Source organism: Chitinophaga sp. sic0106, from assembly GCF_019219075.1.
GTDB lineage: Bacteria > Bacteroidota > Bacteroidia > Chitinophagales > Chitinophagaceae > Chitinophaga.
Genome location: NZ_JAHUWJ010000009.1, coordinates 107,177 through 130,446 on the forward strand (window position 1 = coordinate 107,177; position 23,270 = coordinate 130,446).

The 23,270-nt window shown below is 49.4% G+C and carries 16 protein-coding genes; 5 read left to right on the plus strand and 11 right to left on the minus strand.

What is annotated here, in order from left to right; all coding sequences use genetic code 11:
• Window positions 1-7: 7 nt before the first annotated feature.
• From KW844_RS15225 to KW844_RS15235, 3 genes are read right to left on the minus strand one after another with little or no spacing between them, the layout of a single operon-like run.
• Entirely contained in the window at window positions 8-1,447 is a 1,440-nt protein-coding gene (locus KW844_RS15225) for a glycosyltransferase (protein WP_255578472.1), read from the minus strand.
• Entirely contained in the window at window positions 1,447-2,598 is a 1,152-nt protein-coding gene (locus KW844_RS15230) for a HEAT repeat domain-containing protein (protein WP_218377648.1), read from the minus strand. Before KW844_RS15230 ends, KW844_RS15225 begins: the two co-directional genes overlap by 1 nt.
• A gap of 8 nt (window positions 2,599-2,606) precedes the next feature.
• Window positions 2,607-2,981 carry a PleD family two-component system response regulator gene (locus KW844_RS15235; protein ID WP_218377649.1) on the minus strand — a complete coding sequence of 125 codons (375 nt, stop codon included), beginning with the start codon at window positions 2,979-2,981 and terminating at the stop codon, window positions 2,607-2,609.
• Window positions 2,982-3,386: 405 nt separating this feature from the next.
• On the opposite strand from KW844_RS15235, the gene KW844_RS15240 reads away from it, so the two are divergent.
• From KW844_RS15240 to KW844_RS15255, 4 genes are read left to right on the plus strand one after another with little or no spacing between them, the layout of a single operon-like run.
• Window positions 3,387-6,773 (plus strand): response regulator, encoded by a 3,387-nt coding sequence (locus tag KW844_RS15240; RefSeq protein WP_218377650.1) that lies wholly within the window; start codon window positions 3,387-3,389, stop codon window positions 6,771-6,773.
• Between the two features lie 7 nt (window positions 6,774-6,780).
• Window positions 6,781-7,602, plus strand: a complete 822-nt coding sequence (locus tag KW844_RS15245) for a protein-glutamate O-methyltransferase CheR (protein ID WP_218377651.1) — start codon at window positions 6,781-6,783, stop codon at window positions 7,600-7,602.
• Between the two features lie 3 nt (window positions 7,603-7,605).
• Window positions 7,606-8,181, plus strand: coding sequence for a chemotaxis protein CheB (locus tag KW844_RS15250; protein WP_255578475.1), 576 nt, complete (start codon window positions 7,606-7,608; stop codon window positions 8,179-8,181).
• Between the two features lie 12 nt (window positions 8,182-8,193).
• A complete protein-coding gene (locus tag KW844_RS15255; protein WP_218377652.1) occupies window positions 8,194-9,291 on the plus strand; it encodes a hybrid sensor histidine kinase/response regulator in 1,098 nt (365 codons plus the stop codon).
• Between the two features lie 12 nt (window positions 9,292-9,303).
• Here the strand turns inward: KW844_RS15255 and KW844_RS15260 are convergent, their stop codons facing one another.
• Window positions 9,304-10,152 carry a hypothetical protein gene (locus tag KW844_RS15260; RefSeq protein ID WP_218377653.1) on the minus strand — a complete coding sequence of 283 codons (849 nt, stop codon included), beginning with the start codon at window positions 10,150-10,152 and terminating at the stop codon, window positions 9,304-9,306.
• Window positions 10,153-10,180: 28 nt separating this feature from the next.
• Window positions 10,181-10,981 carry an alpha/beta fold hydrolase gene (locus KW844_RS15265; RefSeq protein ID WP_218377654.1) on the minus strand — a complete coding sequence of 267 codons (801 nt, stop codon included), beginning with the start codon at window positions 10,979-10,981 and terminating at the stop codon, window positions 10,181-10,183.
• 200 nt (window positions 10,982-11,181) lie between these two features.
• Between KW844_RS15265 and KW844_RS15270 the strand changes: the two genes are divergently transcribed.
• Window positions 11,182-11,829 carry an HAD family phosphatase gene (locus KW844_RS15270; protein ID WP_255578478.1) on the plus strand — a complete coding sequence of 216 codons (648 nt, stop codon included), beginning with the start codon at window positions 11,182-11,184 and terminating at the stop codon, window positions 11,827-11,829.
• Between the two features lie 123 nt (window positions 11,830-11,952).
• Here KW844_RS15270 and KW844_RS15275 read toward each other — a convergent pair whose 3' ends face one another.
• From KW844_RS15275 to KW844_RS15300, 6 genes are all read right to left on the minus strand, one after another.
• The gene (locus KW844_RS15275; protein WP_218377655.1) at window positions 11,953-13,797 is read right to left on the minus strand and encodes an alkaline phosphatase; all 1,845 of its coding nucleotides are present in this window, start codon (window positions 13,795-13,797) and stop codon (window positions 11,953-11,955) included.
• A gap of 73 nt (window positions 13,798-13,870) precedes the next feature.
• Window positions 13,871-15,385, minus strand: coding sequence for a RagB/SusD family nutrient uptake outer membrane protein (locus tag KW844_RS15280; protein ID WP_218377656.1), 1,515 nt, complete (start codon window positions 15,383-15,385; stop codon window positions 13,871-13,873).
• Window positions 15,386-15,403: 18 nt separating this feature from the next.
• Window positions 15,404-18,805 (minus strand): TonB-dependent receptor, encoded by a 3,402-nt coding sequence (locus tag KW844_RS15285; protein WP_218377657.1) that lies wholly within the window; start codon window positions 18,803-18,805, stop codon window positions 15,404-15,406.
• A 32-nt stretch (window positions 18,806-18,837) separates the two neighbouring features.
• The gene (locus tag KW844_RS15290; RefSeq protein WP_218377658.1) at window positions 18,838-19,761 is read right to left on the minus strand and encodes a FecR family protein; all 924 of its coding nucleotides are present in this window, start codon (window positions 19,759-19,761) and stop codon (window positions 18,838-18,840) included.
• Between the two features lie 227 nt (window positions 19,762-19,988).
• A complete protein-coding gene (locus tag KW844_RS15295; RefSeq protein ID WP_218377659.1) occupies window positions 19,989-20,540 on the minus strand; it encodes an RNA polymerase sigma-70 factor in 552 nt (183 codons plus the stop codon).
• A 79-nt stretch (window positions 20,541-20,619) separates the two neighbouring features.
• Complete coding sequence (locus KW844_RS15300; RefSeq protein WP_218377660.1) at window positions 20,620-23,262, minus strand: CHAT domain-containing protein; 2,643 nt, start codon at window positions 23,260-23,262, stop codon at window positions 20,620-20,622.
• Window positions 23,263-23,270: the final 8 nt, after the last annotated feature.

A 23,270-nucleotide genomic window follows, 5' to 3' on the forward strand; every position in this document is an offset into this window, starting at 1 on the left:
AATTGGATTAAGTGGTTGTCTTTGCTTTCTTGAAACCCTGTCGCTGCATATTACCCCAGCTGCTCCGCCTGTTTGTCAGGAAGAAGAAATAACCCTTCAGGGAATAAAAGGTAATCAGGGGATGATACAGCAAAAACTCCAGGAATGGCATGATGCACAAGGACAATACTTCTTTTACTGTTTTATAATAATGGAAACTCAGCTGATCCCATAGTATCGAAAAAGTGGTGATCATTATCGCATACGTATATACGAAAATGAGCAGGAGTATGGCGTATGGCCAGTTCACATTACCGGTAAATGCCAGCCACAGGTATACAATCACACCGGAGGCTTCTACCAGCGGTGCCAGCAGTTCAAAAAAGAAATTATAAGGGAATACTACCAGGCCCAATCTGCCATAGCGGGGATTCAGGAACACGCCCCTGTGTGCAAACATCAGCTGTGCGAGTCCTCTTGCCCAGCGGGTTCTTTGTCTCCCAAAAACCTGAAGAGAAGCAGGCCCCTCCGTCCAACACAAAGTTTTAGGGATGTAGCGAACGGCATAACGGATTTTATTATCCTCGCAGTAGCGACACATGCGCGTGAGCAGCTCCATATCTTCTCCGAAGGATTTATGGTCGTAGCCTCCGCTTTTGATCACTATTTCCCGGTCAAACAACCCAAGACCACCAGAAACGTTAGGCACACAGTTCATGGCGCTCCAGCCCATTTTTCCCAGCACAAAGGAACGGATATACTCTACCTCCTGGAACCTTGGCAGCATGGCCTTTGGCGGGCGCATACGCGTCATCACCCCTTCGTCAAACTCGCTGGAATTGGCAATGCGTAAAGTGGCGCCAATAGCGATCACCCTTCTGTCGCCATCCTGCATCACCGGCTTGATCAGCTCCAGCAAGGTGTCTTTATGCAATACGCAGTCCACATCCGTACATACAAAGTAATCGAATGCAGCGGCGTTGATGCCTGCATTTACCGCGTCCGCCTTACTTTTCCCGTTGGCTTTATCAATCACCAGCAGGTTGGAGTAAGCAAGGTTGCGTGATTTATAAATATTACGAACCGGCTTGGTCCTTATTTTTTCATTGTAGGCGAAATCTACGGCCACCATATCAAATTCCTGTATCAGTTGCTCCAGGCTATCGTCTGTACTGCCGTCGTTGATCAGCACAATTTCAAATTTCGGATAGTTCAGCGTGAGCAGGGAACGTACGTTGGCAATGATGGTGAGCCCCTCGTTATAGGCAGGGGCAAGAATGGATATACCCGGTGCCAGCGGCGAGGTAACCAGACTTTCCAGCTGGCTCTGCTGCGTTGCATTCAGGTAACGCCGGATGGCTATAATCGAAAGAAATGCCAGCACGCCATATACGATGATTAACGTTAACCCATACACGAAAATGGAAGAGTCGTAAAATGCGCCTAATATTTCCTGTACACTGCTCATCAATATTTGATTAAGGGGTTCATACAATGTTTGAGGATGAGCAGGTTTTCCCCGGTGGTGGTGCTCAGCAGCTCGTCAATCACACCTCTTGCCATCACTTCATTTTTAACAATGGCGCGTGCGGCAGCTTTGCGCAGGTCAAAGTCGGTAGAATGCAGGAATTCATTCCGCAGGAAGTCGATATGCCGCCCGCTTCTGATGCGCCCCAGCGCCTTCAGGATCGCAATCTGGCAAAACAAGGGCTGGCTGGTATACAGGTGTACGAGCTTATCTTCCACCTCCGCGATTTTCAAGCGTCCCAATGCTTCGATGGCATCGGCACGCAGCACGTGATCCCTGTTTTCCAGCAGCCTGATAATAGCCGGCACGGCAGCAAGCTGGTTAAAATGTACCACCAGCTTCATACAGAAGGATACCACACTCTTATTGGAAGAGTAGGTGATCCACCGTGCGAAATTGGGGATGGCGATATCTGTGGTGGTGGTGATAATGCGAAAGAGCTCCACCTGGTCCCACGGGAGTAGCGGGTCAGTAACGGAATCGAAGAACTTGAACGGTTCGTTCTTACTCAGTTTGATGTATGCCTGTCTGGCGGCAGCCCTCAGCTCACGGTTACGGCTATTGGCCAGTGGCAGAATGGTTACGTCCGAAATAGGCATGTCCATCAGGGTGAACTCTGTGAGCGCTTCTACTTTACGGTTCCAGTGGCGCGACTTCAACTTCCGCATGGCGTCCTTGTCCAGGTCCAGCTGCAGGTAAAGGTTGCGCAACAGGTCGCCGGCACTGCCCGATACGTTATTGCGGTAGTGAATAATACGGGCAGTCAGCATTTCGCGCGCCCAGCGGCGGTGCAGCGGCAGGGCATCAAATGGCTCCAGGTTCAGCGCCACCTTTGAAGGCACCACATCCTGAGGGATATTCGGATTTGTAATAATTTCATTGATCAGCAGGTCGTCCATGATGGGCAGCATTTTCCGCAACAGCCGGTTCTGGCGGAAATTGCGGTAACGACTTCTCAACATGACGAGATAGGCCAATACCGTGGCAGTCACTGCTATGAAAATAAAGATGATCGCTATTTTTATAGCCAGCGGTGCGTAATAGTATATAGAGCGGATTTCCTGCAGAATGTCGGATAGTGTAGTTTCCAATAGTAAATTTATTTCTTCATTAATAAACGTTTAACCCTGATAATAAGCTCAGCAGGGATTATTGGCTTTTTAAGGAAATCGTCCACCCCCAGCTTAAAGCCTTCCATAATCATGTCTTCATTGCCGGCGTTGGAAACGATGATGACCGGTATCGGATGCTCCTGGTTATGCGTTTTTACTTTACTGAGGATTTCAAAACCATTGGCATAAGGCATCATGATATCGGTAATGACGAGGTCATACTGATAGTTGTTGTCTTCCAGTTTCTGCATCGCCTCCTTGCCATTCACGGCTACATCCACGTGGTACTCAGGCTCCGGCAAAATACGTGCAATAATTTTTGGCATTACTTCATCATCCTCTACGAGCAAAATTCTATTCATTGTGACTCTTTTTGTCCGCTTATAACAACCTATACAGGCCCTTGTTCAAAGCGATTGGTTATAATAATTTTTAAATTAGCATGGTTATTTGAGAGCTGGCATTTCAATAGAGAATGATATAGAATTTATAAAAAGTACCGGGCCGGGCCCGGAACGATCTTCAACGACACAGCATAATTATTTACAAAAAAATAGTGCCGGAACATTCACCATCTTCGTATATATACTATGATTACTGGTTTTTAGTTTTGTCGTTAACAAATAAATATTTGAAAACACTTGATAATATTACTTGTCAAAATCATTGAATATGAACAAGTTTTGATATTTTTAACTAAATTATAGAATAAAATTGATTGCAGGTATTTCAACCGCTTTTTTCGATCACATTTTTTTAGTCAGACTATGAAGTTTTCATTGGTAAACCGATTGTATACCGGCTTTGCGCTGGTCGTGATTCTGGTGGTACTGGGGGGAATCCTCACGATGAGGTCGTTCCAGAAACAAAAGCGGGAGTCTGCCTGGGTACAGCATACCTATAAAGTATTAAATCAGCTGGAACGGATAAACCGGTTGGTGGTAGATATGGAGGCATCCAGGCGTGGATTTCGCGCCACATTCCAGCGCAAATATCTGCAACCCTATGAAATCAATCTGCCCAAAATTGGGCCGGCGCTACTGACGTTGCGGAGTATGGTGGCTGATAATTTGAGCGAGCAGCGGCGGGTGGACAGCCTGGAAAACTCCGTCAACGCGGTGCTCAGCTTCTGGAATGAAAATGATCACCGTATCTGGAAACAGACACTGAATGATAACGAAGATATTACCAGTCGTGAAGTGGGGTTGATGGACAACATCCGTAACAGCATTATTAACATACGAACTGAGGAACAACGCTTGCTGGCGTTGCGGGAGCAGGAAAACGAAGAATCCGCTGACAGATCAATGGTAGTGCTGATCTGGAATAACTTCTTCATTTTGATGGTTGGTTTTATCCTCATCGTAGTCACCTATAAGGAATTTAAACGCCGCCTCCGGGCACAACACATCCTCAACACCAAGCTGGATGAGGTGGTGGAATTGAATAACCAGGCCAACCAGCGCAACTGGAAGCTGGTAGGAATGGACCAGATGAATACCAGCCTGCAGGGGATTCTGGATGTGCAATGCCTCTCTGAAAAATGTTTAAAGGAATTGGTAGAATACGGTAACTATGTAGCCGGCGCATTTTACGTGGCGGATGAAAAGGGTTCCCTTCGTTTAGCCGCCAGCGTTGCCATACCTGCCGGCATGCCCCAAATGCTTGTGCCCGGTGAAGGCCTCACCGGCCAGGCCGCCCTGGAAAAGAAAATCAGTGTGATTGATAATATTCCGGCCGATTACTGGAAAGTTAGCTCTGCTACCGGCGGAGCCACCCCGGTGCAACTGATCCTGGTGCCATTGTGGATGGACAGCGAAATTGCCGGAGTAATAGAATTAGCATCTTTCCATAAAACTACCCCGGTGCAACTTGAACTCCTGGAAACACAGGCCAAGGATATTGCAGTGGCCCTCAACGCCGCCAATAGCCGTGATAAAGTGATGGAACTGCTTAAACAAGTACAGGAACATAAGGAGATACTGATCAATCAACAGGAAGAACTCCGCCAGAGTAACGAAGAACTTAGCCGGCAGTCAGAAGTATTGCAGGCTTCAGAAGAGGAACTGCGGGTGCAGGAAGAAGAGCTGCGCCAGGTAAATGCGGAGATGACCGTTAAAAACAAAGCGCTGGAAGCCGCCAGGGAAGCACTTTCTGTGAAAGCATCAGAGCTGGAATCCAGCAACCGCTATAAGTCCGACTTCCTCGCCAACATGTCCCATGAATTGCGTACACCCCTAAACAGTGTACTCATTCTGGCAAAAATGCTGGAAGAAAATAAGGATAATAACCTCACCACCCGCCAACAGGAATACGCCACTATCATTCACCGTTCCGGCTCGGAACTGCTCACACTCATCAATGATATCCTCGACCTGTCGAAAATCGAAGCCGGTAAAATTGATATTAATATAGAGCCGGTGCGGGTGAAGGAAATGCAGCATGATATCGATGACCTGTTCAGGATTGTGGCGCAGCAGAAAAATATTCATTTTATACAGAACATCAGCGCGGACGTGCCCGAAAAGGTACCGACAGATAAGCAGCGCCTCGAACAGGTGATCCGCAATTTGTTGTCCAACGCCTTTAAATTCACGCCGGAACGTGGTACGGTAAAAGTAGAATGGTATGTGAAAGGAACCGACCTATGTGTGAGCGTGATTGATACGGGTATGGGTATACCGGAAGACAAGCAACAGCTGATCTTTGAGGCTTTCCAGCAGGCCGATAGTAGTACCAGCCGCAAGTTCGGCGGTACCGGTCTCGGATTGTCCATCTCCCGCTACCTCATGAAAATGATGAACGGCCAGATACAACTGGAAAGCAGCTCGCCGCAGGGAAGCACCTTCACCATCTGTATCCCGCTGGAACCAGCCAATCTGCCTTTTAAAACTCAGGCAGAACATATTCCTGCCGTCGTGCAGGTACAAATGCCGGCAGAGGCCACGCCGGAAGACGATCGGGGGGATGTTAACCAACACGATAAACTTATCCTCATCGTGGAAGACGATAAATGGTTCGCCGACCTGCTGAAGGAAATGTCCAGAAACAAAGGCTTCAAAACAATTGTGGCCCATAACGGACAGGAGGGGCTGTACCTCGCCCGCAAATTCAGGCCGGTCGCCATTATACTGGATATGAACCTGCCGGTGATCGATGGAGAAAGCATCCTTCAGATCATCCGCAGCACAGATGACCTGAAGGATATACTGGTCCATGTGGTGTCCGCCGGGGAATTATCTCCCCATACAGCTACTAACGTAAACGGATACACGCAAAAGCCCCTGCAGCAGCCCGACATGGAAAAGATTTTCCTGGATATCAATTCCCAGCTGCACGCCCGCCTGAAAAAGGTATTAATCATTGCAGCAGGGCCGCTGGCAGGAGATCCGCACATCCGCTCCAAAACGGAAGAACGCCGCCTGGAAACGCAGTACGACCAGGCAGCCAATATTGATGCAGCCAAAAAATTTCTGGCAGCACAAAAATATGATGGCGTAATTGTTGAATTAGGGGAAGATATCAATGCAGCTGTAGCAGAATTGCAGGAGCTGGCTACCTTAACTGCTGATTCCGCAACGCCGGTAATTGCTTACCTCGATAAAGACATTAATCCCAACGAGGAAGCGCAGTTGAAAAAACATGCAGCGGCCATCGTACGTAGTTCAGCCCTGGCAACAGACCGGCTGCTGGATGAATTGGAGTTGTTTTTGTATAAGCTGGAAAAAGTAGATCCGAAAAATGAGGAAACACTCAAAGAGCTGAAAGACACCGAAAATATCATGGAAGGCAAAACCATTCTGCTGGCCGATGATGATATGCGCAATGTGTTTTCTATCAGCGCGCTGCTGGAAGCACAAGGTGTAAGTGTGCTCGCAGCTTCAGATGGGCAGGAAGCCCTGGACATACTCCGGCAACACCCCGATACCCACCTTGTACTGATGGATATCATGATGCCGGGCATGAACGGCTACGAAGCCATGAAACAAATAAGACAGGATAAAAGATTTACCCGACTACCGGTTATCGCACTCACCGCCAAAGCAATGGCCGACGACCGGCAGAAATCAATAGACGCAGGCGCTTCTGATTATATTACCAAACCCGTGGATGGTAGTAAATTATTGTCGCTGATCAGGGTGTGGTTGTCATAAATCAAATATGGTAGAAGAAATCAGTAATACAGAACTCCAGGAGCTGATCTATATCGTCCAGCATCAGTATGGCTACGACTTCAATGATTACGCAAAGTCATCACTGAAGAGAAGATTTGTACGATTTATGGGCCACGCCAGCGTGGCAACGCTGGTGGAATTTAAAACGCGGCTGCAAACAGATCCCGTTTTTTTCAAATGGATGGTAGAGTATATTACCGTGAATGTGACGGAAATGTTCCGTGATCCGGGGTTTTATAAATTATTGAGAGAAGAAGTGCTGCCCCGGCTGGCCACCTATCCGATCATTAAAATATGGCACGCTGGCTGCGCCACCGGAGAAGAAGTCTATTCCATGGCTATATTGCTCCAGGAGGCGGGACTACTGGAACGCAGTCGTTTATACGCCACCGATATGAATGCTGCCAATCTCGAAAAGGCCAATACCGGCATTGTGCCCATGAAGTGGATGAAAGACTATACCCACAACTACATCCAGTCGGGAGGAAGAAATGATTTTTCAGATTATTATACTGCGCGGTACGATAATGCGATCATCCATCCATCGTTGCGCAAAAACATCATCTTCTTCCAGCACAACCTGGTAACAGACCAGGTATTTAACGAGTTTCAACTAATATGCTGCCGGAATGTTTTCATATACTTTAACCGCCCGCTGCAGGAAAAAGTAGTGTCCCTGTTTTACGACAGCCTGACCACAAGAGGCTACCTGGCACTGGGTATGAAAGAATCCATGTTGTTCAGCAAAGAGCGGAAAAAGTTTGAAGTAGTGAATGGTCCGTATAAAATTTTCAGACGTAAATTATAATACTTGAAGCCTGCAACCGGATTTGATATTATTGCCATAGGTGGTTCCGCCGGCAGCCTGCCCGTGATGGGCAAGCTGGTCAGGGAGCTGCCGCCGGATATGAAAACGCCGGTCATCCTGGTATTGCACCGGCTTAAGAACGTGTATAGTGAATTAAACAAGCTGATGTCCACCAACAGGCCCATCATAGAGCCGGAGGACAAGGAGCCTGTAAAGCCAGGCTGCATTTACCTGGCACCACAAAATTATCACCTGCTGGTAGAGCCGGATAATACTTTTTCGCTGGACTACTCCGAACTGGTCCATTACAGCCGGCCCGCGATAGATGAAACTTTCTTTAGTATAGCGGCCACCTATGGCAGAGGCGCCCTTGGCATCCTCCTCAGTGGCGCCAACAGCGACGGGGCCGCCGGACTATTACGTATCGTAAAAAATGGTGGTACAGGCATTGCACAGGACCCGGAAGAAGCAGATTTTGATATCATGCCGCTCGCAGCCATAGAACTTTCCAATAAGATAGACGTTATGCGGACAGATGAAATAGCAACCTTTATAAGAACTAAATATACCAACAAGTAAATCAACAAGTAAATGTCAGCACCTTCCAAAAAAATGACGATCCTGCTCGTGGATGATAAACCGGAAAACCTGTTGTCGCTCGAAGACATGTTGCAGGCTCCCAACAGGGTATTTCTGAAGGCACAGTCAGGCAATGAAGCACTCAAGCTCACACTGAAAAGCCCCGACATCGGGCTCATCATGCTGGATGTGCAGATGGGAGAGATGGATGGTTACGAAGTGGCGCGGCTGTTGAAAAGCAACCCCAAAACTAAAGATATTTCCATCATTTTTGTTACCGCGATCAACAAGGAAGAACAATATGTATTAAAAGGATTTGAGGAAGGCGCCGTGGACTACCTGGCCAAGCCATTGGATGTAGATATCACCCGCGCAAAAGTAAGCGTTTTTGAAAAACTCTACTTCTACCAGGAAGAACTAAAAAATGCTTTCGCAGAAAAAGATAAGATCAACAAGCAGTTGGAGCGCTTCATGTTCGTGGTGGCACATGACCTGAAATCGCCGCTCAACGGGGCTATCGGCCTGCTCAATTTGATCGCGGAAGATGACCGCATCAAAAATGAACCGGACCTGCATGAATATATGCAGATCGTGCTTACTGCCACCAATCACCTCACAGAAATGATTACCAGTGTGCTCGATTATACCCGTAAAATTGAGGAGGAGCAGCCTAAAGAGCCGGTGGAAGTAGGGCAGCTGCTGCGCCACATGGTGAAGCTGTTGTTTTTACCGAATACTGTATCTGTGGAATATGATACGGAGTTCCCCACTATCACGACTACACGCCTCAAATTGCAACAGGTATTTCAGAACCTGGTGACAAATGCGATTAAGCATAACGATAAAGAGAACGTGGAGATACGTATAGGCGCCAGGGAATCGCAAAAGGAAGGTTATATAGAGTTTTATGTGCAGGATAATGGTCCGGGCGTATCCCAGCGCGATACCGACCGTATTTTCCGGTTGTTTGAAAAAGGCGACAGTGCTAACGGAACAGGCATTGGTCTTAATATATTTAAAATGCTGGTAGAGGAGCAGGGGGGAAAGGTATGGGTAGAATCCAATCCTGGTGTTGGCAGCAAGTTCTTTTTTGAATGGAGTAAACAGTAGCAGGAGCGGGTGTTAAATGACTTCAAAAATCCATAATCTTCCGCTTACCTGTTGAGAGGAAACAGGCATACAGATTACATTGTATCTTTTCTCTTCCGGGTAAGCGAACTTCCATTCCCAGTTGGTGATAACATTGGCAGGGGAGGAAAACAGCTGCATGGCTTCCTGGTAAATCTCTGCTGCGTTGACTGCCCTGTTGCGCAATTGCATCATGGCATCTGAGAGTATGGCAGGCAGTTGCTCGCCGGCGCCGGAAAGCTCCAGCAGCTCAGCGGCCGGTTGATTGACCCAGCCCGAATAGCCATCGTTGTTGATGAATATAATCGCATGCGGCATAGCATGCATGATCGCAGAAAAGCGGGCAGCTACGCGCTGAAAGTGGCTGTGTTGCTGACTATGAGTAATAATCTCTTTCAACCGCAAGCGCATCGTTTCTATACATTCCTGGAAAGATGGTGACATTTCCACCGGTTCGCTCCATCCCAGCAAAATCATGCTGTTGGCAGGTTCGGTATGCAATGGAATAATCACTGAGGAGGAAAATGCCTGTAGGAGGTCCTTCAGTACATTATGATTGGGCGGCGGGATGGTTGGCCAGTAAATAGTTTTGAAGGCGTGGGAATAGAGCATCTTTTTAATGGGCTCCGGTTCCAGCACCATATCCTCCAGGTATTCGGGGGAAGCATTTTTCACCCTGGCAGTAAACTCGTCCTGAAATTCAATTTGCAGCGTAATATCCGCATGCAGCAATGATTTCAGCAGGTTTATACTGAAGGTGAGAAATGAGGCGATATGCTTCTCCTTATCCCAGCGGCTCGTTTGATTAATAAAACTCAGCGCTTTACTGTCCCAACTTGTCACACCTATAGGTTGAAAGGGTGATAAATAATTATAAAAATGTTTTGATGGCACTGACCACTTCCTGTGGTGCGCTCATATGCGGGAAATGCCCGGTGGTGTGTACTTTGATTCTTTTACTATCAGGTATACGGGCTTCCATATATTCGCTTACTGCCCCCGGAACAGCAATGTCATCTGCTGTTTGAAGTATCAGTACCGGGATATTTACATGTTGTAAGGCCTCACGGTGATCAAGCTGAAAAATGCTGCGCGCTACCGCAATGGCAATATCTGCCCGGATGGCAATCAGGCTCTCCGCAAATCCGGCTGCCAGTTCCGGCCTGTTAGGCTGGTTCATGGCCAGGGCTGAAAATCCGCTGGCCCAGGCGTGATAGTTAGCCTCCATGGCTGCGTATAAATCATCAAGGGACTGCTGATTGAACCCGCCGATGTAGTCCTTCACCTCATCATTGAGGTAGCGCGGGCTGGAGCCGATCATGATCAGCCGCTCAAATATACCGGGATATTGAAGGCTGGTAAGGAGACCAATCATGCCGCTTACGCTGTGGCCTACAAAAGTGACATTCGTAAGTCCCAGCTCCCGTATAATGTCGGCCACATCTTTCACATAGCCATCAGTGGTAGCATAGCGGTTAAAGCTGAATGCAGCCAGATCCGACTGACCACCACCCACATTATCGTAAAGTACTATTTTGTAATCATCTGCGAAGGCAGTTACTACCTCTCTGAAAGAGGTTTGATCAATACCGAATCCATGGCCGAAAACGAGTGTTTGTGGGGCTTCAGGATTTCCAATGATATGAATGTTATTCTTCCGGACTACAGCCATAATGATTATTTTTTCGAGCGCCTTCCTTAAAATACTGTCGTTCCAAATATAGCGAATAAACCCGTACCTTGCGCCAGTAAAAAAAACCGCGCCTGTTGCAGCAGACACGGTCAAATGATTCATACAATCTCTTGTATGCATTTAGTTAACACTAAAATCAGTCTAATATACATTTTTTTATCGTAGAACACAACGGCAGCATGGCTTTTATTTTTGACATGAACGGAACCATGATCAATGACATGGAATACCACCTGGACGGCTGGTTTGATATGCTTAACAAACTGGGCGCTAATATGACCCGGGAGCAGGTCAGAGGACATATGTATGGAAAGAATGAGGAACTCCTGGAGCGGATTTTCGGTAAAGGGCACTTTACACCGGAGGAAATGGCTACCTATGCCCGCCGCAAGGAGGAAATCTACCAGGCCGCCTTCCGCCCGCATTTACAGCTGATTGCCGGTTTGCCGGCATTCCTGGAAAAGGCAGCAGCCCAACAGATTCCAATGGCTATAGGCACCGCCGCGGATAAATTTAATGTGGACTATGTACTGGATAACCTGGACCTGCGCCACTACTTCAAAGCCATCATCGGCGCCGAAGATGTGAGCAGCAGCAAGCCCGATCCGGAAGTTTTCCTGAAAGCCGCACAGGCGCTGGGCGTACCCGCCACCAACTGCATCGTGTTTGAGGACGCACCCAAAGGGGTAGAAGCAGCCGCCAATGCAGGTATGAAGGCAGTGGCTATCACGAGTATGCATACACGTGATGAATTTGAGCAATATGATAACATTATAGCGTTTGTGGCGGATTATAATGATCCGGTGCTGTCGCAGCTGTTTAATTAACCAATTTTGCAAGTCTGGCCGCGCGAAGCGTGGAACCTCCCCAATAATACCATTTTAATAGGGATGCCTTCGGCATCATTGGTAGGTTCCGCCCGGCGTGCGGCCGGCCGCTTAGCTACCAACTTAAGGTTGGAGCCGGAAGCACTTCAATATCTTCCCAAACACCTCCGTATTCTCATACACCCCGCCAAACAGCGCTGAATTAGGACCATACGCAAACACCATCACAGGAATCCCGGTATGATCATTTGTGGCAAAGCTGCCCCGCAGCCAGCCCTGACGGATATCTCCGTCCATAAGGGATAAGCCACCGCTTTCATGGTCCGCCGTTACAATCACCGTGGTTTCTTTTTGCTGATCGGCGAATCGCAGGGCTTCACCCACAGCCTCGTCAAAGTCCAGCATCTCCCTTACCAGGTATTCCAGGTTGTTAAAGTGGCCGCCATGGTCGATCCGGGAGCCCTCCACCATCAGGAAAAAACCGTTTTTACTCCTGCCAAGCTGCTGCAAGGTTTTTTGCAATGCTTTTTTAAGGTAGTCACCGCGGCCTTCCTGCATGGAGTTTACCACTTTGTCCGACAGGATTACCAACCTTCTGCCCCTGGTGAGCGGGTCCCACTGATCCAGTTGATCCACCAATGTTACACCGGCTTTGGCCAGCTCCTGCTGTAACGCGCTGCCCTGCATGCTTTCCAGGACTTCCTTGCCACCACCTACGGCCAGCTGTATTTTGCTGTTAATCAGCTGGTGCATCAGCAGGCGGGTGCTGTCTCTGTCGCGGGTATGACCATAGAAAGACGCCGGTGTAGCCCCGGTAATTTCCTCGGTTACCAGCACACCGCTCTGGATGCCTGCGGCAGCCAGCTTTTCAGGGAGAGACGGGATAGCCACATAGGTGTTGTCCATCCCGATCTCCCGGTTATTGGTTTTGCTGCCCGTAGCCAGCGCAGTGCCGCCGGCAGCGGAATCGGTATGGAAGTTATCGGTGGAGGATGTTTTGGACAGTCCCAGCTGCTTCATGCGGAATATATTCAGATCGCCGCGATTAGCGGTATAGCCGGCAAACATTTGTGCCAGCCCGGTGCCATCGCCGATCATCAGGATCACATTTTTCGATTTCACTTTCGTAGCGTCGGTAGCATACGTGGGCGTATACACGCTGTGCACCGGCGTGTTGCCGCTGAGGTTTTCGCGGGTGCGGTGCATCACTTCATACAACTCCACCGGGTGATCGGACCCGATTACATCCACGCCCAAATCCATCAGTATATAATAAGTGCTTTTGCTGCTGGCAGCTCCCCAGAACCGGAAAGGCTTGCCCATGGCATGTACGGCGGCTACCTGCCTTTCGATGGCTTGCTGCTCCGCAGGTACCAGGGTACCCTTGCCATTCCAGGAAGTATATTTCCCCATGTCTGTGCTGATAAGGGCCACCCGTTCCATGGCAGTAGCACTATAGGTACTGTCGGGCCGGCCATCAAAATAAAACAACGGATCATACTGCTGCCAGCTATCCGCCGGCGGTACGTTGCCGGATAATATAATCTGCACCGCATTTGGATTCATGCGGCTGTCGAAATACTTTTTATAAGGCTGTATTGCTTGCTGTAAAGCGGCAAGGGTAGGAGCACCCGCGGTTTTCAGGTCTATCAGCAGTCGCATAGGCGCACCATCCGCATAAGGTTTGCCTTTGTTCAGCTCAAACTGCCGGGCAATAGGCTCCAGGTATAATGCTTCCAGCGTGCGTGCCTCGCTGATCTGTTTACTGTCGTGCGCCACATATAAACGCCCGTTTTGCAAATGAATATCTGCTTCGATATAGCCAAAGCCTAAGCTTGCGGCGGTATAAAATGGGATAGCGCGTTCGTAGTCATTGTGAGAATGTGCCTGGGACATCGTATGCAGTTTCGTTTGTGCATACAGGTTAGTGGCTATGATGCAGGCAGGAAGGAAGAAAAGTCGTTTCATTATGTTGATATTAAAATAGACGGACGGTTGCCACACCGGCGGTGCGGCAACCGTCCGTCTAAAATATAAAAAATTACCAGCCCTGGTTCTGGGTAATTACCCCGCCACTGGCATCAATTTCACGCTGTGGCACCGGCCATACATGCATCACCGCAGGATCAAACTTACGGGCAGGCCATATCACCTTTACCGGGTCCACGCCATGCAAAGGCTTTGCATAGGCCGCCTGTGCATCTCCCCAACGAACAAGATCGAAATGACGATCCGCCCACTCACCGGCCAGCTCACATCTTCTTTCATGTTTTAGATTAACCATGGTAGCGCCGCTGATAGGTTTCAGTCCGGCCCTCACACGCACGAGATTGATTTCATTATCGCCGCTCTTGCCTTGCATAATCATCGCCTCGGCTTTTATCAGCAGCACCTCTGCATAGCGTAGCAGTGGCGGATTCAGCGCTGTAACGGGGTGGTCACCGTTAGGACTCAGGTAAGTACCCACCGGGTTTTCATAACCAAATGGTTCCATATACTTGCGGAACTGATAACCGCTGGTACTGTTGGTGCTGCTATATGAAACAGTTTCACCGAAGTAACGGAACTGATCACCAGGCTGGAGGATAGTCGCAGGCAAACGAAGATCGCCCGGCTCATACTCTTCCACCAGCTCACGGGTAGGCATGTAATAGCCCCAGCCGTTATACTTGCCCCAGCCGGTGTTTTCCAGCATCACCCCTGGTAATATACTTCCCCAGCCACTGGTGCCGGCAGGCGTACTGTAAGCACTCCAGATATATTCTGACGTCCAGTTGTTAGCGATGGTAAATACATCGGCAAAGTTTTTCAGCAGGGAATGCTTGCCGCTTAAAATTACGGAGTCAGCATAGGCAGCTGCATTCACGTAATCTTTTTTGTAGAGATATGTTTTTGCGAGATAGGCCAGCGCTGCAGTCCGGTGTGCATGTCCGTAATCAGCAGCGGAGTAGGAAGAGAAGTCGGGTAACAGGGACGCCGCTTTTTTCAAGTCGGAAATAACGGTATCGTAGTTTTCTGAAACATTCTTCGCACGAGGCACCACCACACCAGGTGTTGGGTTGTACTTGCTGATGACAGGCACGCCGGCACGGGCATCGCCGTAGAGGTACGACAACTGATAATACATCAGCCCACTGAGAAAGTAAGCCTCACCCAGGTAACGCTGCTTCAGCTTTTCGTCCATGCTGATAGCCGGCACTTTACTGAGGATATCGTTGGCACGCTTGATCACCAGGTAGCGGAGCGACCACTGGCCCTCCGTATAACTGCCACCAATAAACGAAGAATTGAAGTTCTTGATATTTTCGGCTTCCGGCTTACCACGACCTACCACCATATCATCACAGGCGTCGATAAACCAAAAGGCACCGCGACCGTAAAAATTCTCATCATCGAAAGGTGCGTACATGGCGTTTACCCCGCTGGTAGCATCTTTGGCGGTTTTCCAGAAATTATTGAGCGATGGTGAGCCTTCCGGCGCCACATCCAGCTTGCTGTTGCAGGCACCAAGGGCGATTCCTGCGAGTAGGGAGAAAGAATAAAATATCTTTTTCATGATGTGTTGGCTTAAGTTTTAGAAATTCACATTCAGTCCTGCAATGAAGCCACGCGCCTGTGGGTAGCGGCCCAGGTCAATACCGTAGGTATCTGTACCTACTTCTGGGTCCATGCCGGAATATTTAGTGAAGGTGAACAGGTTGTTACCGGTTACGAATACACGCAGTTTGCTGATATGCATCCTGTTTGCAATGCCCGCCGGCAAAGTGTATCCGAGTGTTACGTTTTTAATACGCAGGTAGGAGCCGTTTTCCAGGTACCAGTCGGAAGTAGTACCGAAGTTGCCGTTCGGATCAGAAATGGATACTCTTGGAATATCGGTGTTGGTGTTGGTGGGTGTCCAGGCGTTTTTTACATCGGCCAGCAGGTTGTAACCCTGACCGGTTACCAATGGAGCCAGACCGGTGTATTTCAGTGCATTAAACAGTTTGTTACCCTGTACACCCTGCAGGAAAATGTTGAAGTCAAATCCTTTGTAACTACCGTTGAATGTGAATCCGTAGGTAAACTTAGGATAGGGTGTGCCCATAAACTGACGGTCGGAGTTATTGATCCTGCCATCGTTGTTGGCATCAACAAATTTCATGTCGCCAGGTTTTGCATTCGGCTGAATCTTGCTGGCAACACCGGTTTTAGGATCTGTCCACGTGTAGTTGTCAATCTCCTGCTGTGTTTGGAACAGGCCGGCGCTTTTTACCAGGTAATAGCTGTACAGCGGGTGACCCACCTGTACACGGATAGGTGTGATGGAGCTGCGGATATTAATATCGGAAGTACTCAGCACCTGGTCGCCCATACCCAACGATAACAGTTTATTGTTCACGGTAGCGAAGTTGGCGCTCACGCTATATTGGAAGTCGCTGCCTTCCTTGCTGTTGAATGTGATCCCCAGTTCAATACCATTATCTCTTACATTGCCCACGTTCATCCAGGCGCCATTTTGTACGCCATCCGTGCTCAGCGCCTGTTTCTGGCGGAGCATCTTATTGGTTTTTTTGATGAAGTAGTCACCGATCAGGTAAATTCGGTTGTCCAGCAGGCCAAGGTCTATACCGATATTAGTTTGCTCGGATTCAGCCCAGGTGAGGTCAGGGTTGGCAATGGTTTGCTCGTAATAAGCACGGCCAATACCAGGCTTCCCACCGAAGTACACGGTGGATCTGCCTAGCAGCGGACTCACCGCGCCCACCGGCAGGGACGACAAGTTACCCAGCAAACCATAGCTGCCTCTGATTTTCAGGTAGCTCAGCACCTGATCGATCTGTAAATCTTTTATGAACTGCTCACTAGTGAGCACGTAGCCGGCAGATACAGAATAATAGTTCTGATAGCGGTGCGTAGGGGCTACTAAGGAGCTGCCATCACGTCTGCCTAAAACAGACAAGAGATATTTGGCTTTGTAATCATAGTTCACACGGCCAAAGAACGACTGTGCAGCAGATAGATCACGGCCGCCGTTGAAACCATTGGGGTCCACGGCATCACCGTTTTGCGGATAGCGGAACTCCGGACGCTCGTCACCGTAGTTGTTGACCAGCAAACTGAAATAATCGCGCTGTATACGCTGGTAACTGAAACCACCAAGTACATTAAGGTGGTGCTCACGGAGCTGTTTGTTATAGGTCAGCGTTTGTTCTGCCAGCAGGTCGCTCGAATTACTATTGGATAAATACAGGTTGTTGAAATCAAATTTCTTACCTATTTCGAGGATGCGGGAAGTAAAGTTTTTCTCGTTATCAAACACTTTGTTGATGGAGAGATTAGAGCGGAAAGTAAGGTTAGCAGGCAGTTTGATCTCCACATACGGGTTGATGAGCAGGTAGCTTTTCGGGTGCTTCTGATCGAGTCGCTGCAGGTAAGCCACCGGGTTAATTACATCTCCATAACCACCGGCCCATTTGGCGGGCAGACCACTAAACGCGCCATCCGCCTGGTAGGGAGTAACGCTTGGCGTGTATTGTAAAGCCGTGAGGATAGCGCCGGTATAGGCGCTGGTAGTGTTGGCTCCGTTACCGTTCGTATAGGCGTAACTGATATTTTCTCCTACCTTCAGCCAGTCGTTGAGCTGATGTTCCGAGTTGAAACGGAAGTTATAGCGCTCACTGAAGGTATTGATGAGTATACCATCCTGTTTGCGGTAACCGAAGCCCATGAAGTATTTCGACTTTTCATTACCGCCGCTCATATCCAGGTTGTATTCCTGCAGTTTGGCGGAGCGGGTGATTTCATCCATCCAGTTGGTGCGGGTGATGGCGCCGTCGGGGTTTTGGGTAGCATCATAGGCCGGGTTACGGGTTTTGCCGGCATTGTCGTATGCCTGGTTCATGACATCATTGAACTCAGCAGCATTGAGTACATCCAGCGTTTTGTAAGCGTTTTGAACGCCGAGTTTCGCTTCCGCGTTCACGGACATCTTTCCGGATTTCCCTTTTTTAGTAGTGATAAGTATCACACCTCCGGAGGCGCGTGCGCCGTAAATAGCGGCTGCAGCATCTTTCAAAACAGAAATAGATTCGATGTCCGAAGGGTTCACGAGGCCATCATAGATGGTTCCATCCACGATGTACAATGGTTTTTCACCGTTGATACCACCTGTACCGCGGATATACACTTTAGGAGGGGACATCGGATCACCGCCCTGGTTCTGCACCATTACGCCGGGAGCTTTTCCCTGCATGGCTTCTTCCACGCTGTTAACGGAGCGGGAGCTGAGCTTATCCAGTTTTACATCGGTGATGGCACCGGAAATCTTATTGCGGGACTGGCTGCCATACCCCACCACCAAAACTTGCCCTAGTTCACGGCTGGTGGTGTTCATGGTGATTTGCAGCGGGGCGCCCGTAAAAACAACTTCCTGTTGCTTATAACCTACCATGCTGATGGTGAGCACAGCATCATTGCTTACCGGAGCATTAAAAGAGAAGTTACCGTTAGCGTCGGTAATGGCGCCTTTGTTGCTGCCTTTGAGCTGTACTACAGCGCCTGGTAATGGTCCGGCGGCATCGGTTACTTTCCCGCTGATTTTCTTTTCCTGCTGCAGGGTAGTGGTAATGCCGGGGCGGGCGTTGGCAGGAAAGATGACAATGGTGTTCTGGCGTTCTTCATATTGCAGACCGGTGCTGTTGAGCAGGTCAGCAAGGATGGCGGCCACTGTTTCATTTTTCCAGGTATGCGGTGCTACCTGCAGGTTAGCCAGGGCGCGGTTATCGTACGATATGCGCACGCCGGCTTTTTTCTCCAGGGATACGATGGCCTGGGTTAGGGAACCTTTTTTTACATCCATGCCTGGCACTACATGCTCTAATGCCTGGCTGAATGCGGAAAAGCTTTCTGTGAAGGGTACGGAGGCCAGCAATAGTACAAGCAGGGGCTTCATCCTTCGCGGATGTTTCAGGTGATGTCGCAATGATGGTTGCATAGTGTATGTATTAAATATGAATTGTCAGTCGCTTACTGCACCACATACTTTTGATGGTCTGTGGTAGTAAATTTTATTTTTGGTGAGATGATAATCCTGCTGATGATATCGAGTTTATTTTGCAGGGTCATGCTATGGTTAAAGTTGACGCTGAGGCGGCAGCCATCGATATTTGCTTTTGTCTCAAAGGTCACGCCATGGTAGTTTTCCAGCTCCCACAGTACCTGGTGCAGGGGTACGTCGTGCATCACCAGTTCGCCGCTGGTCCAGCTCTGAATACTGGTGCTGTCGATATAGCTCAGCATGGCCATTTGCGGTGTTACGATGAGCTGCTGGGAAGCTTGCAATATCCCAAGTACCTGTTCGTTTTCTGTTACTTGTACTTTTCCCGTAGCAACGGCGATACGGGCGGGCTGTCCTTTTACATGCGTTACGGCAAAGGCTGTTCCCAGTACTTTCACTTGCAAACCTGCTGCTTCCACGCGGAAGGGCGACTGGCTGTTTTGTACCACATCAAAGTAGCCATGGCCTTTGATCCGCACCAGTCGGTTGCTGGTAAATGCTGTCGGGTATTCCACCGTGGTGGAAGCGTTTAGCCATACCAGTGAGCCATCGGGGAGTTTGATTTTTTTTACTTCCTGTTTTCCTGTGGAGATGCTGGTCCATGCGGTGGCAGTACTTTTTACGTCCCCGGTTTTCCACCACCAGGCAAGGGCTATCAGCGGAAGCAACGCCGCTGCGGCAGTCCAGCGTATCCACCGCATGGTGCGCACCCGTGGCTGGTGAATATTTTGGAGTATCCGCTGCTTTACAGAGGCCTGCATGTCTGCCGGCAGTCCGGCCGATTGGTGCGTCTGCATACGGTCCAGCCATGCCATCAGCAGGAGCACCTCCTCCGGGGTACATTTGCCGGCACGGTACCGCGACATTAACTGGTAAATCTCTTCTCTTTCCAAGTGAATGAGTGGTTAGTTCAGGTATATGTCACTTGTGGAAAGGCGGGTAACTATCGGGAGGGTGGGCTTAACAATTTGGTAATAATGGGGGATTTTTCTCGCACAGTGGCAAAGGAGGGCGTTTTGTCTGCTCTGCGAGCAGACGATCGCGCCAGCCGTCGAAGGCGGCTCCTGATATATCGAAATGAAGGCCTTTGCTGCTTATGCCTTCAGCTGCCTAAGGCGGCTCAAAGCAACACCGTCGCTATCGACCCCTTCAGCATCACCTTCAACCGCTTATTGGCCGTATTCAGCTGGTTGCGCACCGTTTGCTCGGAAGCTCCCAGCCGGGCAGCAATTTCCGCTACGGATAAATGTTCAAAGCGGCTCAGCCGGAATACTTCCTGTATGCGTGGAGGCAGCTGATTTACATACTGGTGCAGCTCTTCGTAGAGATGTTTGTAATATAACTGATCGGTGGTATTGGCGGTGGTATCAGATAGTAGTCGCGCAAACACATGTTCGTGTTTACTGCGTATATCCTCTTTCCGTAAGGCATTCAAAATGCGTAAGCGCAGCAAAAACAGCAGGAAAGCCCGGGTTTCATTTGGGACCGGTAAAGATGCGCGCTTCTCCCAAAGTTCCAGGAAGAAATTCTGTAATACATCTTTTGCCATATCAGCATCCGAAATGATGTTGCAGGTATAATACATCAACCCATCCCAGTGTTCCTGGAACAGTTGCTCAAAAGCCGCAGTATCGCCCTCCTGGAATCGTTCCCACCTGGTATTGTTTGCCATAGTCACTGAAAAGTTGGATAAGCAGGCCAAAGGTAAGGCCATGGTTATCTTGTTGTGAATCGGGATGTTTATGTTTATGTTAATTATGAGTGCGCTTCTTCCGGATAAACCAACAGATTACCCCTATTGCTGGCAGCAGCAGCCACCAGTACCAGCGGCTTCCTGCCGCTTGCACCACCGGGTGCTCATTGCCCTGGTAACTCAATGCCGCCCAGTAGTAGGGCAGCTTATGTTGCTCACTGACTTTACTATCCTCCAGCCATCGGATTTTTGATTGTTGTAGGGCTACGGCGGCATTGTCACCGGTTTCCATCGCCTGGTAAAAGTTATGCATCAACGCCGGCGCGGAGGCATCGGTTACATTCCACCCCGCCGCTACTACGGCCGGCGTGCCGGTGGCAACAAATGCTCTGGCCATGCTTTCTGCTCCTTCGCCGGCAATATACCGCCCGTCTGCAGTGCGACAAGCACTCAACACCACCAGTGCCGGGTGATGGGGTGTATGGCGGAGCTCAAATAAGTAAAACGGGGCATCAAACAGTGCTATATGCGGTGCGGTAATACTATCCTGTTGAATAAACGCATGGGAGCTGATATGGAGGATGCCACTGCGCTGCAAGGCTCCTTTAAGCGCTACAGTGCTGGCCGCCTCATTCTCGTACAAGTCGCCATTTACCACCTCCTGCAATAATTGCTTTTCTCTGGCTACACCCAGGAGGTTACCCATCTGGCGCTGATCGGATATAAAAAATCCTGTGAACTGTGGCGACTGCGGCTCGGCGCTTTGCTGCATATACCACGTACGAAGCGACCAGGCATAGGAAAACGTAGCCTTCTTCACTAAAAAAGGCCATTTGCTAACAGCAGGTTTATAGGCCGGCTCCGTAACGAGTGCTTCCACCGGCAGGCCGGATAAACTACCATCCGGCAGCAAACAGTACGACGCGCCGGTTACTAAAGGATGCGCGTTAAACAGCTGCCGGTAAATCGTATAGGCGTGCCGGTAATACTGAGCCGGCCGGCCCACCATCGCCTGAGGGCCTTCGTCAAAATAATGCCGCCGGAAGTATCGCAAGCTATCGGCCGTAATTTCCTGACGGTCCAGATAACGGATGCCCTCACGACCTAACTCCATCGAATATACGTAGTTGCCAGCACTGAAATACGTGCGGATATAGTGCTGCGGCGCTAACTTCTCCACAACAGGCCCCAGATGAAAACCCGTATCAGGCGGGGGAGAGAAGGCCTGCTTTTGCATCCGGGATAACTCCCAGGCCAGCTTTTGCTGGCGTTGCCGCATGGTGCTGTCCATCCCTCCCTGCTGTAATGCCTCCTTCTGGTAATAGGATTGTGCCTGTTCCAGCAGGCGGATTTTTTCATGTAAGGTATCTTTTGTTTGCCCGCTCAGTTGGTGCAATTGCTCCCATAGTAATTGCGCTTTACTATCTTCCATAAACAGCAGCAAATCATGTTGGTATTGCTGCCGGCCACTGGCTTTCCAGCCAGCATAGGCGGTTGCAATGGCATCGGTATAACGCACACGGCTATCCGCAACGGACTGCTCCCGGGAGGAAGCGGATATATATTCCTGACGCAAACTTCTTTCGGTGGCGAATGTAAGTTTGTAATAACGGATGGCCGCTTCATACTGCTGTTGGTGGCTGTACACGGTTGCCAGTGTATAAAATAAATCCATCAGCGTATTTTCTGCATATACATCAGAGGTGGTTATTTTTCGTATATCCTTTCCCGGTAGTAATAGTGCCGCACAGCTATCGATGCTGGTAATAGCTTTTCCCGGCTGCTTTTGAGCCATATAAACCCTGGCTAAACGTACAAATAATTTCGCCTGTTCGCGGCGCCGGTAGGGGAGTCGTGCATAAGGGAAATGCAAAGCCTGGTGATAATATTTTAAAGCAGTTGCCGGAGAAGTAGCATAAATATCTCCTGCCTGCTGGTAGGCCATGTATAGCCAGTGTGCTGCGGCTCTGTCGCCCTGCAGCTGCGCCTCCAGTATGCTGATGGCCTGGGTAATAGCACGCTGTGCTGCTACCTCATTTTTTTGCTGATGATATACGTCCGCCTGCTCGGATAGTAGCAGTCCATGCAGGGCACTGCGTTTATCCACCAACGTTATCCCCTTATGGCAACATTCCAGTGCAAAATCATAGGCTCCTCTGTTGGCCGCCGTATTGGCAAGATTGCTGTAGGTAGCTGCCATGGCGCCTTTATCGTCCAGCTGCTCACTTACTGCTAACGACATCCGGTGGATGTAGCTGCTTTGTTCATAATCGCCCAGCCTTGTATAGTTATTGCCCAGGGGCTTTAAAATATACTCCAGGAAATAGGCGGGATCACTGTCAAAGGGATTGCCGCGCACCCATTCAAAAGCGCGTTGGTACCAGGTAGTGGAAGACAGTATATCACCGGATTGGAGATGGTAATAGGCGGTATTGGTGAGCAGGTCCAGCCAGGCTTGCTTTTCGCGTTTACGCGGCTGTCGCCAGCTGGTGTTGATGGCCGTCTCCAACTGCTGTGCCTTTTGCGCCTGGTCGGGTGCATCCAGCTGTAGTTGCGCATAAATCCAGCTGCTAAGGTCATCTTTTGTGCGGAAGTATTGGAGGGAGTCGGCCGCCGGTTGCTGAAACGAAAACAGGGGGATGGCCGCCAGCAGCAGCAACAGGATTTTTATCCGCCTGGTATGTTTGAAGCCTTCAGCCATTAGCTGAA